This is a genomic window from Vibrio sp. B1ASS3 (genome assembly GCF_905175355.1).
In the GTDB taxonomy this organism is placed as follows: domain Bacteria; phylum Pseudomonadota; class Gammaproteobacteria; order Enterobacterales; family Vibrionaceae; genus Vibrio; species Vibrio owensii.
Genome location: NZ_HG992742.1, coordinates 3,209,038 through 3,225,119 on the forward strand (window position 1 = coordinate 3,209,038; position 16,082 = coordinate 3,225,119).

Annotated in this window: 15 protein-coding genes; 3 read left to right on the top strand and 12 right to left on the bottom strand. The window is 45.4% G+C overall.

The window, feature by feature from the left end; all coding sequences use genetic code 11:
- Positions 1-155: 155 nt before the first annotated feature.
- From ribBA to KJB05_RS14615, 10 genes are all read right to left on the bottom strand, one after another.
- Complete coding sequence (ribBA, locus tag KJB05_RS14570; RefSeq protein WP_005440186.1) at positions 156-1,265, bottom strand: bifunctional 3,4-dihydroxy-2-butanone-4-phosphate synthase/GTP cyclohydrolase II; 1,110 nt, start codon at positions 1,263-1,265, stop codon at positions 156-158.
- A 158-nt stretch (positions 1,266-1,423) separates the two neighbouring features.
- Complete coding sequence (locus tag KJB05_RS14575) at positions 1,424-2,077, bottom strand: riboflavin synthase (protein WP_199483106.1); 654 nt, start codon at positions 2,075-2,077, stop codon at positions 1,424-1,426.
- A gap of 11 nt (positions 2,078-2,088) precedes the next feature.
- A complete protein-coding gene (gene ribD / locus KJB05_RS14580) occupies positions 2,089-3,213 on the bottom strand; it encodes a bifunctional diaminohydroxyphosphoribosylaminopyrimidine deaminase/5-amino-6-(5-phosphoribosylamino)uracil reductase RibD (protein ID WP_208444821.1) in 1,125 nt (374 codons plus the stop codon).
- Between the two features lie 7 nt (positions 3,214-3,220).
- On the bottom strand, positions 3,221-3,670 hold the full coding sequence (gene nrdR / locus KJB05_RS14585; RefSeq protein ID WP_005424846.1) for a transcriptional regulator NrdR: 450 nt from the start codon (positions 3,668-3,670) through the stop codon (positions 3,221-3,223).
- 126 nt (positions 3,671-3,796) lie between these two features.
- A complete protein-coding gene (locus KJB05_RS14590; RefSeq protein ID WP_208444822.1) occupies positions 3,797-5,047 on the bottom strand; it encodes a glutamate-5-semialdehyde dehydrogenase in 1,251 nt (416 codons plus the stop codon).
- A gap of 15 nt (positions 5,048-5,062) precedes the next feature.
- Positions 5,063-6,202 carry a glutamate 5-kinase gene (gene proB / locus KJB05_RS14595; protein ID WP_208444823.1) on the bottom strand — a complete coding sequence of 380 codons (1,140 nt, stop codon included), beginning with the start codon at positions 6,200-6,202 and terminating at the stop codon, positions 5,063-5,065.
- A gap of 122 nt (positions 6,203-6,324) precedes the next feature.
- Positions 6,325-6,714: a sigma factor-binding protein Crl gene (gene crl / locus KJB05_RS14600; protein ID WP_009705620.1), complete on the bottom strand. Its 390-nt coding sequence runs from the start codon at positions 6,712-6,714 to the stop codon at positions 6,325-6,327.
- 118 nt (positions 6,715-6,832) lie between these two features.
- Entirely contained in the window at positions 6,833-8,080 is a 1,248-nt protein-coding gene (gene frsA / locus KJB05_RS14605) for an esterase FrsA (protein ID WP_041060356.1), read from the bottom strand.
- 91 nt (positions 8,081-8,171) lie between these two features.
- The gene (gene tet(34) / locus KJB05_RS14610; protein WP_005440202.1) at positions 8,172-8,636 is read right to left on the bottom strand and encodes an oxytetracycline resistance phosphoribosyltransferase domain-containing protein Tet(34); all 465 of its coding nucleotides are present in this window, start codon (positions 8,634-8,636) and stop codon (positions 8,172-8,174) included.
- A 361-nt stretch (positions 8,637-8,997) separates the two neighbouring features.
- Positions 8,998-10,287 (bottom strand): NCS2 family permease, encoded by a 1,290-nt coding sequence (locus tag KJB05_RS14615; protein ID WP_208444824.1) that lies wholly within the window; start codon positions 10,285-10,287, stop codon positions 8,998-9,000.
- A gap of 1,034 nt (positions 10,288-11,321) precedes the next feature.
- Here KJB05_RS14615 and KJB05_RS14620 point away from each other — a divergent pair.
- Positions 11,322-12,794 carry an aminoacyl-histidine dipeptidase gene (locus KJB05_RS14620; protein ID WP_208444825.1) on the top strand — a complete coding sequence of 491 codons (1,473 nt, stop codon included), beginning with the start codon at positions 11,322-11,324 and terminating at the stop codon, positions 12,792-12,794.
- A gap of 77 nt (positions 12,795-12,871) precedes the next feature.
- Here the strand turns inward: KJB05_RS14620 and KJB05_RS14625 are convergent, their stop codons facing one another.
- A complete protein-coding gene (locus KJB05_RS14625; protein ID WP_005440209.1) occupies positions 12,872-13,411 on the bottom strand; it encodes a DUF3332 domain-containing protein in 540 nt (179 codons plus the stop codon).
- A gap of 330 nt (positions 13,412-13,741) precedes the next feature.
- On the opposite strand from KJB05_RS14625, the gene KJB05_RS14630 reads away from it, so the two are divergent.
- Both KJB05_RS14630 and KJB05_RS14635 read left to right on the top strand, forming a co-directional pair.
- Entirely contained in the window at positions 13,742-14,812 is a 1,071-nt protein-coding gene (locus KJB05_RS14630) for a succinylglutamate desuccinylase/aspartoacylase family protein (RefSeq protein WP_005440211.1), read from the top strand.
- Between the two features lie 177 nt (positions 14,813-14,989).
- Positions 14,990-15,397, top strand: a complete 408-nt coding sequence (locus KJB05_RS14635) for a hypothetical protein (RefSeq protein ID WP_208444826.1) — start codon at positions 14,990-14,992, stop codon at positions 15,395-15,397.
- Positions 15,398-15,482: 85 nt separating this feature from the next.
- On the opposite strand, the gene KJB05_RS14640 is transcribed toward KJB05_RS14635, so the two are convergent.
- Positions 15,483-15,785: a DUF3622 domain-containing protein gene (locus KJB05_RS14640; RefSeq protein WP_009705616.1), complete on the bottom strand. Its 303-nt coding sequence runs from the start codon at positions 15,783-15,785 to the stop codon at positions 15,483-15,485.
- Positions 15,786-16,082: the final 297 nt, after the last annotated feature.

A 16,082-nucleotide genomic window follows, 5' to 3' on the forward strand; every position in this document is an offset into this window, starting at 1 on the left:
CTCTATTTATAAGTGAAAATTGTTCATCAAGTGAGAATCGCCGGATTCTATCACAAATTTGTGAGCAATATCTAATGGAAATTGGAGACGAATCACGAGTTCCTAGCCACCACTATGCTAAGTGAGCTGACGACTAGGAACGGATCGCTTGGTAATTATTCGCAGATGTACTCAACGACGTTGAGACCAAATCCGCCAAGTGCGTGGTATTTCTTGTTAGTAGAAGAAAGCAGACGCATATCGTGGATGCCTAGATCAGCAAGGATTTGCGAACCAACACCAACACGACGAGATGTACCTTGCTTCTTCGCTAACGTTGGCGCTTCGCCTTTGTCTTGTGCTTCAAACATTTTCACACGATGGATAAGCAGGTCTGTTGACTCTTCGTTACCAAGGACAACCAACACACCACCTTCTTCGCCGATGCGCTTCATTGCCTTCTCAAGAGTCCAGCTGCGCTCTGCATTACGGTCGCTGCGAAGCACATCCGTAAATACGTCTTGTAGGTGAACACGAACTAGCGGCGCTTCAGACGCTAAATCACCTTTACACATTGCGTAGTGTACTTGGTTGTCGATCGTGTCTTTGTAAGTCACAAGCGTGAATTCGCCAAATTCTGTTGGTAGCGCACACTCAGCAACGCGTTCAATCGTTGTTTCTGTGTTATTGCGGTATTCAATAAGATCCGCAATGGTGCCTAGCTTAAGATCGTGCTTTTCTGCAAACACTTCTAGGTCTGGGCGGCGTGCCATCGTGCCATCGTCATTTAGAATTTCTACGATAACCGATGCAGGCTCAAATCCCGCAAGACGAGCCAAATCACAACCCGCTTCTGTATGACCAGCACGAGTTAGAACGCCACCATCTTGAGCAGCAAGAGGGAAAATATGACCCGGCTGCACTAGGTCAGCCGCTTTCGCGTTTGGCGCAACCGCAGCTTGAACAGTGCGAGCACGGTCAGCAGCAGAAATGCCCGTTGTTACACCTTCAGCCGCTTCAATAGAAACGGTAAAGTTAGTGGTGTATTGCGCGTTATTGTCTTGCACCATTGGCGGAAGACCTAGGCTTTCACAACGAGCTTTAGTCATAGTAAGACAGATCAAGCCACGACCATGCGTAGCCATAAAGTTGATAGCTTCCGGCGTAATGTGCTCGGCAGCCATGATCAAATCACCTTCGTTCTCACGATCTTCATCATCCATTAGGATGACCATTTTGCCCGCGCGAATATCATCAATAATTTCTTGTGGCGTGCTGATAGGCATATTCTGTTTCCCGTTATTCAAAAATTTATTATTGCAGCAGCAATGTGTTTAACGTCTTGGTTAGGCATGGATGCTGGCTTTAGTTAGCAACGAGTTTGAACCTAACCTTTATTAAGTCAATTAACCTGATAACGTTCTGTGATTATGGTCTGCTTCGCTTAAGCAAAACCATTTTGCTGCAAGAATTCCATCGTGATGCGGGATTCTTGCGTCTCTTCCTTTTGACCTTGTAACAAGCGTTCCATGTAGCGAGCTAATACGTCTACTTCTAGGTTCACTTTACGGCCAACTTGGAACTGATCGATGGTCGTTTCTTCACTGGTGTGAGGAACAATCGTCAGTTTAAAACCATTCTTACGTAGGTCATTCACCGTCAGACTAATACCGTCTACCGTGATAGAACCTTTCTCTGCAACATACTTAGTGATTTCGGTAGGCATCTCTACCCAGAACTCAATCGCACGACCCACTTGGTTACGTTCAACAATCACACCCACGCCATCAACGTGGCCAGAAACAATGTGCCCACCAAAACGTGTCGTCGGCAACATGGCTTTTTCTAGGTTCACTTTATCGCCAACTTGGTATGCAGCAAAACCTGTTTTGTTCAGCGTTTCCAATGATAAGTCTGCACTGTAATAGTTGCTACCGAAGTCTACGACCGTCAAGCAGACACCATTAGTTGCGATACTGTCGCCTAACTTCACGTCAGCCATATCCAACTTGCCAACTTCTACCGTTACGGTGATGTCTTCGCCTTTTGGCGTAATCGCAGTTAGTTTGCCAACTGCTTCTACAATTCCTGTAAACATAATGCTTCTTTCTAGCTTTGGTTGCGTTTGACGGTGGCGGTGATGCGAATATCCACCCCCACCATTCGAACGTCGGTAATAGTTAAGTCGATAACTTGCGCCATCTCAGTCAGGCCAAGCGCGCCAATCAAACCTCGTCCATCGCTGCCCATCAACTTAGGCGCAAGATAAACGATCAATTCATCTACAAGATTAGCTTTGATTAGTGAGCTCGCGAGTGTCGCTCCTGCTTCAACCCACAAATGGTTTATATGAGATACGCTTGCGACCGCTTTAAGTGTTGCCGCCAAGTCGACTTGACCGTTTTTATCTAGCTCAGGCGCAATATCGCCACCTTGGCTAACAATAATACGCTCACCGTCAGTATTGAATAGCTTTAGATCATCGCTAAGTTGAGACTGACGATCCAAAATAACACGAGGAGGCTGGCGAACTTCATCTTGTGGGTAGCGCGCTTTTACACTGTTAGGCAAGTCGTCCCAACGCACGTTCAGTGATGCATTGTCATCAATCACTGTTTTACTGGTTGAGAGAATACCGCCACTCAATGCACGGTAACGCTGCACATCTTGGCGAGCCTTTGGGGAGGTGATCCATTGGCTCTGGCCATTGCTGAGCGCACTTTGTCCGTCTAAACTGGCCGCCATTTTTAGCTGAACGTATGGCATGCCCGTTTGCATAAATTTGATGAAGCCTTTGTTCAGCTCAATGGCTTCGTTTTCTAACAAGCCAACCTGAACTTCTACCCCCGCATCACGCAGCATTTGGAAACCACGTCCTGCAACTTTCGGATTTGGGTCTTCCATCGCACAGACAACACGAGCCACTTTGGCTTTGATTAACCCTTCAGCGCAAGGCGGTGTGCGACCATAATGAGAGCAAGGCTCCAACGTCACATAAGCCGTTGCACCTTCGGCTTTATCACCCGCCATACGCATTGCATAAACTTCAGCATGAGGTTCACCCGCTCGGTGATGATGACCTTCGCCAACTATCTCACCATCACGGACAATAACGCAACCTACGTTGGGGTTAGGTGCTGTGGTGTAAATGCCGCGTTTCGCCAATTTGAGCGCACGCGACATCATTTCGAAATCTTGAGGGGTAAATTCTGAAGAGAGAGATTGTTGAGCCATGATTCAATCAGTCTTCTAGGCGAGCAATTTCTTCGCCGAATTCACGGATATCTTCAAAGCTGCGGTAAACCGATGCAAAACGGATGTAAGCGACTTTATCCAGCTCTTTCAATTGATCCATCACTAGATTGCCAATCATCTCACTTGGTACTTCACGTTCACCCGTTGCACGCAACTGAGACTTAATCATGCTGATTGCGAGCTCGATTGAATCGGCACTAACCGGGCGCTTTTCTAGTGCGCGTTGAATACCACCAACCATTTTATCTTCGTCAAACGGTTCACGGTTGCCGTTAGACTTAATTACTTTCGGCATCACCAATTCTGCCGTTTCAAACGTGGTAAAACGTTCGCTACACGCCAAACATTGGCGACGGCGACGAACCTGATGGCCGTCCGCAACTAAGCGGGAATCAATTACTTTTGTATCGTTCTCAGAACAAAAAGGACAATGCATATCACCTCCAAATAGCATGCGATTGGGGTAGTCCCAAAAGCAAGACTAGTGTAGCGGAATTGCTATGTTAGAGAAAACAAAAAGGGGCATCTCAGCCCCTTTTCAATCAATAACAGACAGTTTCTGTTAACTGCGTGCTAGGTAGTTTGCTTTACCAACCCATTTGTAGCTGGTTAGCTCCTCTAAACCCATTGGGCCACGTGCGTGCAGCTTCTGAGTAGATACCGCCACTTCTGCACCTAAGCCAAACTGTGCACCGTCAGTGAAGCGTGTTGCTGCGTTTACGTAAACCGCTGCAGAACCGACAGAATTGATGAACAATTCAGAGTTCACCAAGCTGTTGGTCATGATCGCATCAGAGTGGCTCGCGTTATGAACACGCATGTGGTCGATCGCTTCTTTCACGTCCGCAACCACTTTTACACCAAGTGTGTAGCTTAGCCATTCCGTATCAAAGTCACCTTCCGCTGCATCACGAATTTGTGTTGCTTGAGCCATCAGTGCTTTCGCCTTTGGTTCTGCCACGAAGGTCACTTTATCGTTCATGCGCTCTACAATCATTGGTAGGAATTGCGCCGCAACATCTTCATGTACAAGCAAAGTGTCTAGCGAGTTACATGCAGATGGGCGTTGAACTTTCGAGTTTTCAACTACGTTCAGAGATTTCTCTAAATCCGCAGATTCATCAACGAAGATATGGCTGATACCAAAACCACCAATGATCACCGGAATTGTGCTGTTCTCTTTACACATTTTGTGCAGACCAGCACCACCGCGTGGAATGATCATATCAACGTAATCATCAAGCTTAAGCAGTTGAGAAACCAACTCACGGTCTGGCTTTTCAATGTACTGCACAGAAGCTGCTGGCAAGTTCGCTTTCGCCAATGCAGATTGGATAACTTTCACCAGCTCCATGTTAGAGAAGAACGTCTCTTTACCACCACGTAGGATGCTTGCATTGCCCGTTTTTAGACACAGTGCTGCAATATCGATGGTTACGTTCGGACGCGCTTCGTAAATCACACCGACCACACCCAGTGGTACGCGGCGACGAGACAGAGACATGCCGTTTTCTAGCACTTTGCTGTCGACTTCGCTGCCCACAGGATCGTTTAGGCTGATCACGTTACGAACGTCATTAGCAATGCCTGTCAAACGCTCTTCGTTAAGTAGAAGACGGTCTAGTAGAGCATCGGTTAGACCCGCTTCACGGCCGAGTTCGATGTCTTTTGCATTTGCAGCCAAAATCGTTGCTGCATTTGCTTCTAGCTCATCAGCGATGATCGCTAGTGCTTGATTCTTTTGTGCTGTTGACGCTGTCGCCAATTCGAAAGCTGCATCTTTGGCAGCTTTACCCATATTCGTTAAATCCACTTTGCTTCCCTCAATCTATTCTTGAATGACGACAAGATCATCGCGATGAATCACTTCTGAGCCGTAGTCATGACCCAAAATAGAGATGATGTCTTTACTGTGCTTACCGGCAATTTTCGCTAGGTCTTCACTTGAGTAGGCGCTAATACCACGAGCAACCAATTTACCCTGTGCGTTTGTCACACGTGCAACTTCACCACGAGCAAAATCACCACTGACTTTTACAACGCCTTTTGCAAGTAGGCTGCTGCCTTTACCCACAACGGCGTTCACTGCACCATCATCGATAATGATGTCACCCGATGCCGCAGGACCAGCTAAGATCCAACGTTTACGGTTTTCTAGTGCTTCTGAACAAGGTAAGAAACGTGTGCCTTGTGGCTCCAAACTCAATGAATCGAAGATAACATTTGGCGCACTACCCGCAGCGATAATGACCTCAATACCCGCACGACGAGCAATATCTGCCGCTTGAAGCTTGGTTGCCATACCGCCTGTACCTAGCGTAGTGCCACTACCACCCGCAATTTTACGCAAAGTATCATCGATGGTTTTCACTTCTTTGATCAGCTCAGCATTCGGATCTTTACGTGGGTCTGCGGTAAACAAGCCCTTTTGGTCAGTCAGGAGCAGTAATTTGTCTGCACCACACAAAATCCCCACCAAAGCAGACAAGTTATCGTTGTCACCAACCTTGATTTCGTTTGTCGCAACTGCGTCGTTTTCGTTCACGATCGGAATAATGTCGTTTGCAACCAGAGCATTGATAGTGTCACGTGCGTTTAGGAAACGCTCACGATCATCCAAGTCAGCACGAGTTAACAACATCTGACCAATTTTGATGCCATAAATGCCAAACAAAGACTCCCATGTTTGAATCAAGCGGCTTTGACCAACGGCTGCAAGCAACTGTTTGCTCGCCATCGCGTTGGGCAGTGCGGGGTATCCAAGATGCTCACGGCCTGCTGCAATTGCACCAGACGAAACCATTACTACTGAATGGCCTTGTTTCTTTAGTTCAGCACATTGACGAGCCAGCTCTACCATATGAGCACGGTCTAACGCCAAAGTGCCGCCTGTCAGCACACTTGTACCCAGTTTCACAACGACGGTTTGTGGTTGTGAAATAACTGCATTCTGTTGATTCGTTGTCATGATGTCTTCTGAAATGAAAAACAAATAAAGAGTGAACGTTTTAGCAATCAAATGGGGATTTAACAAGCAGAAAAGGTGCGAAAACGCACCTTTTTGTCTTATAGAGGAAGAAAACAGCCAAATTAGGCGAAATCAAACGATTCTGTGTGATATTCCACTTCCAGTTTGAAATGCTCAGCCACTGTATCGATAAGCTTTTGATGGAAGGTACTCTGAGTGAGGTACACTTCTTCTGTCACCTTATCTGGCAATGGTTCTGAGGTCCAATCCCCTTCTTTGTTGTATTTACCGATGTGGTATTTTGCCGTAAAGCCACCTTCAATGGACTCCAAGTCCATCCACCAGCCCCAAAATTCACGTTTTTCTGGTGACTTTTTATCGTCAACACAGACAGATAGGCAGTCAAAATAGTAATGCCCTTCTTGTGATTGTGGTTCGCGCAGGTAAGGACCTATCGCCTTCAACTTTGACATCAAGCGAAAGTGAGTCGGCCCTTGAGTCGTCTCTGACATAAGAATCTCCGTTTCCATAGTAAGGATATTGAGCTATCCAAGAATGATTATTATTTTTAATTATCATGAGCTTATTTTTTGCTCATCTATATCACTCTTAACTAAATTAGGAGATTTGTCATCTTAATAATTCCTCCTCCAACCACTTTATGGCTAAATCGAGGGATTGCTCATAACCTTTTGTAATTGTCTTGGAACTGATTTTCTTTGCCTGCCCATATTGGCTAAACAGCGCAACCAACTGGTTGTCACTGTGCGGTGAAACAGGGTCGCCTTCCAAGCTGAGCGCAAGAATTGGCACCTTCGTTTTGCGGCTGCTCAAAAAGCCTTGTACCTTCAACGACCACGCCATCATCTGGCCTGCCATGCTATTGATGTCCACGGCACTCTTACCCAAACGAGACGCCAGTAGATCTAGGTACATCTTCGGCATCTGCTGCAGTTTCTTCGGTGAGGTAAATAGATCATGCACAGGCGCACCTAATGCTACACACGCTTTAATCTTCTCTTGCTCAACGAAAGAAAGACGAATCATCGCATTGCCGCCGAAGCGGAAACCAATCAACCCCACCTTATGATGATCCACCCAAGGTAAAGAGAACAACTCATTGAGTACAGCTTGGTGCAGACAACTCGAGTCTTCCGTTAAAGGCCAATGCGAGCTGTGACCGACCGATGGCATATCAATGGTCAACATAGCAATGTCTTTTGGCGCAAGGTGATTACGGAACAAACGCCACATGTCGGTTTGCAAGCTATCCAGTCCCGCACTGACCATGACAACTGGAAGTTGTTTATCTGTGCGTGGCAGGTGTAAGTTTGCGATGATCTTGCGCTTTTGGTAAGGCACTTCGATCTGCTTAATAACGTACTGAGTTTTCTCAGAGCCTTCGGTATAAGCTTTGTTGGCCAACACTTGAGCTTGAGCCGCTAAGTTGTCGTTCTTTAAATGTGGGTAGCCCGCAATACTGAAGCACAGTGATGCCGTAAACAGTTCGTCAGCAGCCTCTTCTCCCTTCATCTCACCCGCACGACGCTGGTGTTCCATGCCCAGTTTGATCCATTCAAACGTCCAGTTGCCGCTGTGGTAGCCCATGACAGTGTCGAGCCACTGGTCTTCGGTACGCGAATGCTTGGACGACGCAATCTTAGACAGAACACTTTCCATTTCGATTGGTGACAAACCTTGCCACGCCCATTGAAGGCGTCTTAAGTGGCGATACCAAGCACGGTCGCCATGCTCTTCTCGCTCATCAAGAATCTTTTGGCTGGTCGGCATGTACTGAGTAAGTGCGGAGGTTTCTTTCGCTTGCTTGTGTTTTACAAACAAAGTTTCGGAGAGATTTTTACTGACGTCTTCTGGCATAGGAAGAACTCTAGGCTGGTTGCGATAGCGTAATAATAATAAAAAAAAATGCCCCTATAAAGGGGCATTTCTCAATATTCTTAGTGCAAACTTATTTTTGCTTACGGTTCACTGGCTCAGCAAACTGGATAGACATATCCCAAGGTTGCTCGATCCAAGTGTCTTGAGCAATGTCTACTACGTAATCATCTAGTAGCTCAACACCTGCTGGCTTAGCACATACTGCGATAAGTTTCGCTTTCGGGTACATTTCACGTAGCTTGCGTGCTGTGTCACCGCTATCTACTAGGTCTTCAACGATTAGGAAACCTTCGCCGTCACCTTCTGGTGCTTTAACTACTGTCATATCACGCTGGTGATCGTGGTCGTAGCTAGAGATACAAATAGTATCAACGTGACGAATACCCAGTTCACGCGCTAGGATTGCACCAGGAACTAGACCACCACGGCTTACCGCCCAAATACCTTTCCATTGCTCAGCTGGCATTTGTTTCTCAGCCAGTTCACGGCAGTAAGACTGCATCGCATCCCAAGTGATAATGAATTTTTTACTCATTGTAATAACCTAATAATTTCAAAATATGCATCCCCTCTATCTAGCTGTTGGCGCTGAAATGGACTCAACAAGCTAAACTTTCCACACCAGAGGAAATGGGGGTTTCAAGCTGCGCAAACGATTATTCTACCGAAACCCATGGCTAATACCAACGCTGATATCAAAATTCTCCGTCTATTACGCAGAAAAATCGAATTCGGTGAACAACACAAAACAGAGAAGTAAATGAATTCACTTAGAAACGAGTCACAAACGATTCGTTCTTAAGAGGTTCGTTCTCAAACAATTCTTTCTCAAACAACTCGCAAACAAAAAGCCAGTGTGAGTTTTGGCTCACACTGGCTTTTTAAGATTACGGGAATTAGCCCAGAATGTACTTCGCGATGAAGATTGCAGACATCACCCACACGCTCATCGACACTTCACGGCCTTTACCACTGAACAACTTAATCGCAGCGTAAGCAATGAAACCTAGCGTAATACCTTCTGCAATCGAGAAAGTAAGAGGCATTACCAAACAAGTAACCACAACTGGCGCAGCTTCTGTTAGGTCACGCCAGTCGATACCAACAAGACCAGAAAGCATTAGGATCGCTACGTAGAACAGCGCACCAGATGTTGCGTAAGCTGGAATCATACCTGCTAGTGGCGAGAACAACAGAGCTAGAAGGAACAATACGCCAACAACCACAGCTGTTAGACCAGTACGACCGCCTGCTGCTACACCAGAAACACTCTCAATGTATGACGTCGTGTTAGATGTACCTAGTAGAGCACCTACTGATGTCGCTGTTGAGTCAGCAAGTAGCGCTTTGTTTAGACGTGGAATGTTACCATTTTCGTCAGTTAGACCTGCTTTTTGTGAAACGCCAACTAGCGTGCCTGCAGTGTCGAACAAGTCAACGAATAGGAAAGCAAATACTACCGAGATCATGCCAACTTCGAAAAGACCAGAGAAGTCTAGCTGCATGAAGGTTGGCGCAATGCTTGGTGGTGTAGACATGATGCCGCCCCATTGAACGTCACCAAAGATAAGACCAAGAATCGTCACACCCAAAATGGCAATCATAACCGCACCTTTCACACCACGGTGAACCAGCGCGATAGTCATAAAGAAGCCAATAGCCGCAAGTACAGATGGTAGCGAAGTGATGTTACCCATAGAAACTAGCGTTGCTGGGTTATCTACTACGATGCCTGCGTTTTTCAGTGCGATGAACGCAAGGAAAAGACCGATACCTGCAGAGATACCTGTACGAAGAGAAAGTGGAATGGAGTTGATGATCCACTCACGGATCTTGAACACACTCAAGACAATGAATAACAGACCAGAAACAAATACTGCTGCTAGCGCTACTTGCCACGTGTAACCCATACCCAACACAACAGAGTAGGTAAAGAACGCGTTTAGGCCCATACCTGGAGCCTGAGCGATTGGGTAGTTTGCTACTAAGCCCATGATGAAACAGCCAATAGCTGCAGCAAGACACGTCGCAACGAACACGGCACCACGATCCATACCAGTATCTGCAAGGATAGCTGGGTTTACAAAGATGATGTAAGCCATAGTTAGGAAGGTAGTGATACCTGCGATGATCTCAGTGCGCACGTTGGTGCCATTTTCACTAAGTTTAAAGAGCCTTTCGAGCATGATCGAATCCTGTAAAAGGTAAAAAGTAAACGGTTGCGTAATCGATTGGCTCGAATTATAAAGTTATCAAATAACAAATTCCAGATAGAATTTTCACTCTAATAGGATTTTTTTCTTCGGATATGAAACCTATCCGCTAGTGTTTTAAACAGGCTAAAAATTTAGGCCTTAATAAACAACAACTAACAGAGTTATGTTCTGTACAACCCAACGTGTACAAACTGAACAATGTATTAAACTTTCAAACGCAAACCCGAGGTTTTGGACGTAAAACACCCACAGAATTGGTCAGGAAATGAAATATGTGGAAGAAGCGGTAGTAGAATGCGAGCTTGGTGGCGAGAAAGTAGCCGAAGTTTGGAATTGCAGATAAAAAAACGCCACTCAATTTGAGTGGCGGTGAATCATGTCAGCACTATGCACTGAAAAAAAATTCCAATTTATAGGGGTGAACAAATTTGTTCGAGTCACATGCGTTGGCTTCAATTAGTAACCAAAGCTTGTTGGGTATACAAAGTTACCGGTGTAAACAGATTTGCTGTTCCAGAACATTGCACTTGGTAAACCTTTCATAAATATCACCTTCTAAATCAATTAATACTGTTAATTTGGTTGATTTCTCGGTTCCTTGGAGGCGATAAACGGACTCATCCTTTGAGCATTTCATTCTTCTCTCAGAAGCTGGTTACAAATATACCACCAAGAAATTTAATTACAAGCATTTTAGTGACCAAAATCACAAAACATTGATAAATTGATCTTCATCAAGAATTAACTGTAATTAAATTACAGTTTAGTAAATTAAAAAAATAGCCAAACTTTCAATTCATACTAAGTGCGTTGCATTAGTGTATTGCATTGTGTTCATAATCTGTGACAGTTCTAGGGCAAATCCTTTTCACCACAACTACTAGAACGGCTTTTGTGGTGGTATGCTGATGGCAATTTCAAGCCAATACCGATTAGCATTTACTGCTAAACACTCATTAAATTTACGGTTTAAATTTGGCAAAGCACATCAAAAGGAGTCTTCCGTGTCTGAATTCCATTCTGAAATCAGTACCTTATCACCTACTCCACTCTGGCAGTTTTTCGATAAGATTTGTTCAATTCCTCACCCTTCAAAGCATGAAGAGGCGCTAGCTCAGTACATTGTTACTTGGGCAACAGAGCAAGGTTTTGACGTACGCCGCGATCCAACTGGCAACGTGTTCATTAAGAAGCCTGCTACTCCTGGCATGGAAAACAAGAAAGGCGTGGTTCTTCAAGCGCACATCGACATGGTGCCGCAAAAGAATGAAGATACTGATCACGACTTCACAAAAGATCCTATCCAGCCATACATCGATGGCGAATGGGTAACCGCAAAAGGCACAACACTTGGTGCGGACAACGGCATCGGTATGGCTTCTTGTCTTGCGGTTCTTGCTTCTACTGAAATCAAACACGGCCCTATTGAAGTGCTGCTAACGATTGATGAAGAAGCAGGCATGACTGGCGCATTTGGCCTTGAAGAAGGTTGGCTAGAAGGCGATATCCTTCTAAACACGGACTCAGAGCAAGAAGGCGAAGTCTACATGGGTTGTGCTGGCGGTATCGACGGCGCAATGACATTCGACATCACTCGCGATGCCATTCCAGCAGGCTTTGTTACTCGTCAGCTAACACTAAAAGGCCTAAAAGGTGGTCACTCTGGCTGTGATATCCACACAGGTCGTGGCAACGCAAACAAACTGATTGGTCGTTTCCTTGCTGGTCACGCACAAGAGTTGGATCTTCGTCTTGTTGAGTTCCGTGGTGGCAGCCTACGTAACGCTATTCCTCGTGAAGCATTCGTTACGGTTGCTCTACCAGCAGAAAACCAAAATAAGTTAGCGGAATTGTTCAACTACTACACTGAGCTACTAAAAACTGAGCTTGGTAAAGTTGAAACTGACATTGTGACTTTCAATGAAGAGTTCGCGACTGACGCACAAGTATTTGCAGTAGCAGATCAACAACGTTTCATCGCGGCGCTTAACGCGTGTCCAAACGGTGTAATGCGCATGAGTGACGAAGTTGAAGGTGTGGTTGAAACGTCACTTAACGTTGGCGTTATCACAACAGAAGAGAACAAAGTAACCGTACTTTGCCTAATTCGCTCACTGATCGACTCAGGTCGTAGTCAAGTTGAAGGCATGCTTCAGTCTGTAGCTGAACTTGCAGGCGCACAAATCGAATTCTCTGGTGCTTACCCAGGTTGGAAACCAGATGCGGATTCTGAAATCATGGCTATCTTCCGTGATATGTACGAAGGCATTTACGGTCACAAACCAAACATCATGGTGATTCACGCAGGTCTTGAATGTGGTCTATTCAAAGAACCTTACCCGAACATGGATATGGTTTCTTTCGGTCCAACCATCAAGTTCCCGCACTCTCCAGATGAGAAAGTGAAGATTGATACCGTTCAGCTGTTCTGGGATCAAATGGTTGCACTTCTAGAAGCAATTCCAGAAAAAGCGTAATCTTAACCAGATTCGATAAATACGAAAAAGGGTGCCGAGGCACCCTTTTTTATTGCGAGCTCAGAAAAAGTCGCAACTTATGCACGAGTTTGCGCGTATGACGCTAGCTCATCCATAGAAGTCTTAGCAACAACTTCACCATCGATGTAGTAAGTAACAAACTCACCTTCACGAACACCCATTAGTGTCGCTTTTTCACCGTTGTTGTAAGTGATGTCCATTTGAACTGTGTTTTCGTCGATCTGTTGCATTTGACCTTGTTCGATAACACGGTTATTCGTAATAGGACCAACAGGAGCTGTCGTTAGAGACTTATCTAACTGGTGGTTTACGTCGATGTAAGTGTCCATCTTCTTGTCAAAGATGTGTGGCTTACCGTTTAGCGGGTTTTTACCAGTCCAGAACTCTAGCGAGTTGAACACAATGTAGTCAGCCGCAATCGCAACACCGTAAACTGGCGCCATTAGCATGTTTAGACCACCACGAGCGTAACGGTTATCAACGGCTTTCAAGTTGAAGCCCATAACGTAACCCGTTACTGCGTTGCTGCCTACACAGCCAGAAAGAGAAACTGCTACTGCAGTTAGTGCGCCAATTTTAGCGATCGCCTTTTTCATTAAAACCTCTAGTTAAATAGTATTAGGTCAAAAATTCGGCGGGGATAGTAGCGGATAAAAACAAGAGGTAAAAGACAGTTTTTCGCCAAAAAAATATTAGTATTAAATTTAACACAGCCTTATTTTTTCTATGAATGTAACGCATCAAAAACCAAGGCAAGGCTACTCAATCGATACTAGATTTCACCCAATAAACTTACACAAGCCATACATTCGGTGAATTTTTGATCTTTTCAATAAAAATTATTGTTCGTCACATCAAGAAGAATGATTAGTGTGATTTTGAACCAGTTGTTACATTGTTGCTAACGTATTTGACAGAGATGGTTTATGGCCAGAAGTAAAAAAAGCAAAGTATTTGAGCTGCTCGGGCACCAAGTACAACCAGGACAACGACTAGAAACCGAATTTGAAGCGGCACAGCTTTACACGCACTCGCCTCTTTCTATTCCTGTGGAAATTATCCACGGTAAACAGGAAGGCCCTGTTTTAATGGTAAATGCAGCGATCCATGGTGATGAGCTTAATGGCGTAGAGATCGTTCGTCAGATGATCAACCAATTGGATCCAGCCAAACTAAAAGGCACGGTGATTGCGGTTCCTATCGTCAACGTATTTGGCTTTATCCATAAGTCGCGCTACCTTCCAGACCGTCGCGACCTAAACCGCTGCTTCCCGGGCAGTGAGAAAGGCGCATTGGCATCACGCATGGCGCATGGCTTCTTCAATAACATCGCCAAGCGTTGTGACTATATTTTGGATCTTCACACGGGTGCGATTCACCGTACTAACCTACCTCAGATCCGTGCGAACTTGAGCAACCCAGAAACACTACGCATTGCAAAAGCATTTGCGACACCAGTGATCGTAGACTCTGCTCTACGTGACGGCTCTCTTCGTAGTGAAGCGGAAAAGTGCGATATCCCAGTACTGACTTACGAAGCGGGTGAAGCTCTGCGCTTTGACCCATTGTCGATCAGTGCAGGTGTACTAGGTGTGCAACGTGTAATGCAGGCTATCGGCATGCTACGCGCGAGCCGCAAAAAACTACCAGAGCCAATCATCGCAAAATCCACCAGCTGGGTTCGCGCATCGGGCAACGGTATCCTACGTACGGTTGTGAACTTGGGTGATAAAGTAGAAGAAGGCGAGACTCTCGCTTACATCAGCTCGCCTTTAGGTCATGACGAGCTAGAGCTGTTGGCACCAAAAGGCGGTATCGTTATTGGCCAGCAAACACTGCCACTGGTTAACGAAGGTGATGCAATCTTCCACATCGCTTACTTCAAGCAAGATGATGACATGGTTGAGCAAACGGTAGAAAGCTATATTGAAGAGCTAACTGAGTTCGATGTCGACCAAGTGACGACGGGGCAAATCCCACTAGAAACGCAACAATAATTGCGAACTAGCAGAAACCAACTTCCAAGCCCAGATTTCATCTTTGGGCTTTCTCATATTCATACTTTTAAAAACAAAAGGTTGGACCAGAAGCTCACACAAAGCATTCACAAAACAAATCAATTGCAATCATTCTCATTCACAACTAGGGTATCTTTCTTTTGCTTGTGAACCACTATGAATAATACTTATAAACGACTTATTATTGCAGGAGCCATCTTGCCCTGCTTAGCTCACGCTCAACCATCTGGAGAGATTGCTGAGTACTTACAAGAACAGAGCAACCAGCATCAAATCGAAGATCACTACTCTCAAAAAGTCCACGATGGTTTAAGTCTTGATGCTAAGCCAGATATGATTGCATGGAAAAACGACGAAGCCCCCACTGGGTGCCAGTACGCCAAAGAAGGGGCTACCGAAGCAAGAGATTACGACTACGGTGTGGCAAACAATCTATCAGACGGGTTACACCACATTGATTTACAGCCGGTTCACACGCCGAAAAAGCTGCGAAAAGATCATATCTACAATACCGCGTCATCGGGCAGCTCAGTCAAGTTTTCTGTTTCTTCTGACTGCTTATAAAGACACAAATAAAAATGCCCCGAGATAACCTCGGGGCATTTTCAAATTCATAGTCGATGGTATTCAACCATCAAACACACTGTGATTACTCTTCGTCAGCGTCTGCTTCACGAGCTTGACGAGCTTCTTCTTTGCGAACTTTTGCCGCTAGTTGCTCTGCTTCACGCTCTTGACGTTGTACTGCTTTACGCTCGTTACGAACTACTTGGTTTTGTACAAAACCCGCTAGTTCCTGCTCAGCCCAAGCTTGTGCTTTCTCTTCGCTGTCAAAACCAGTTTCACGTTTTGATACCACTACTTTACGAGAAGTCACCTGACGAGTGATCTCTGCGCTCCAACCGTTACGTTTTTCAGTTACGCGGATAGCAAATTTTGGATTTTTAGCCATTTCTTTCATTTCCTAAGGGATTAATCAGGGATTCGGTCAACTTGATAACTCCATCTAAGCTGAGCTGTTTAACACCATCCCTTGGTAAGCGCGGTATTAGAGCATAAAAGTTACCGAAACGCTGCAAGTTTTTTACGGGAGACGGGAGACGGGAGACGGGAGACGGGAGACGGGAGACGGGAGACGATTTCATTTTGTCTATTTAGAAATTAATACTGTCAACACCTTATGAGTCCATGTATCTACCTCTAGTATTCCAGCACACACCTCTCGATTCCCTAAAATAAAGAAAGCGCC

Bases quoted from the DNA above. Each gene is read 5' to 3' on its own strand.
- KJB05_RS14615 (WP_208444824.1), bottom strand. From the start codon at position 10,287: ATGCTCGAAAGGCTCTTTAAACTTAGTGAAAATGGCACCAACGTGCGC.
- nrdR (WP_005424846.1), bottom strand. From the start codon at position 3,670: ATGCATTGTCCTTTTTGTTCTGAGAACGATACAAAAGTAATTGATTCC.
- KJB05_RS14630 (WP_005440211.1), top strand. From the start codon at position 13,742: ATGGCCAGAAGTAAAAAAAGCAAAGTATTTGAGCTGCTCGGGCACCAA.
- proB (WP_208444823.1), bottom strand. From the start codon at position 6,202: ATGACAACGAATCAACAGAATGCAGTTATTTCACAACCACAAACCGTC.
- crl (WP_009705620.1), bottom strand. From the start codon at position 6,714: ATGTCAGAGACGACTCAAGGGCCGACTCACTTTCGCTTGATGTCAAAG.
- KJB05_RS14575 (WP_199483106.1), bottom strand. From the start codon at position 2,077: ATGTTTACAGGAATTGTAGAAGCAGTTGGCAAACTAACTGCGATTACG.
- ribD (WP_208444821.1), bottom strand. From the start codon at position 3,213: ATGGCTCAACAATCTCTCTCTTCAGAATTTACCCCTCAAGATTTCGAA.
- KJB05_RS14625 (WP_005440209.1), bottom strand. From the start codon at position 13,411: ATGAAAAAGGCGATCGCTAAAATTGGCGCACTAACTGCAGTAGCAGTT.
- frsA (WP_041060356.1), bottom strand. From the start codon at position 8,080: ATGCCAGAAGACGTCAGTAAAAATCTCTCCGAAACTTTGTTTGTAAAA.
- KJB05_RS14640 (WP_009705616.1), bottom strand. From the start codon at position 15,785: ATGGCTAAAAATCCAAAATTTGCTATCCGCGTAACTGAAAAACGTAAC.
- KJB05_RS14635 (WP_208444826.1), top strand. From the start codon at position 14,990: ATGAATAATACTTATAAACGACTTATTATTGCAGGAGCCATCTTGCCC.
- ribBA (WP_005440186.1), bottom strand. From the start codon at position 1,265: ATGCCTATCAGCACGCCACAAGAAATTATTGATGATATTCGCGCGGGC.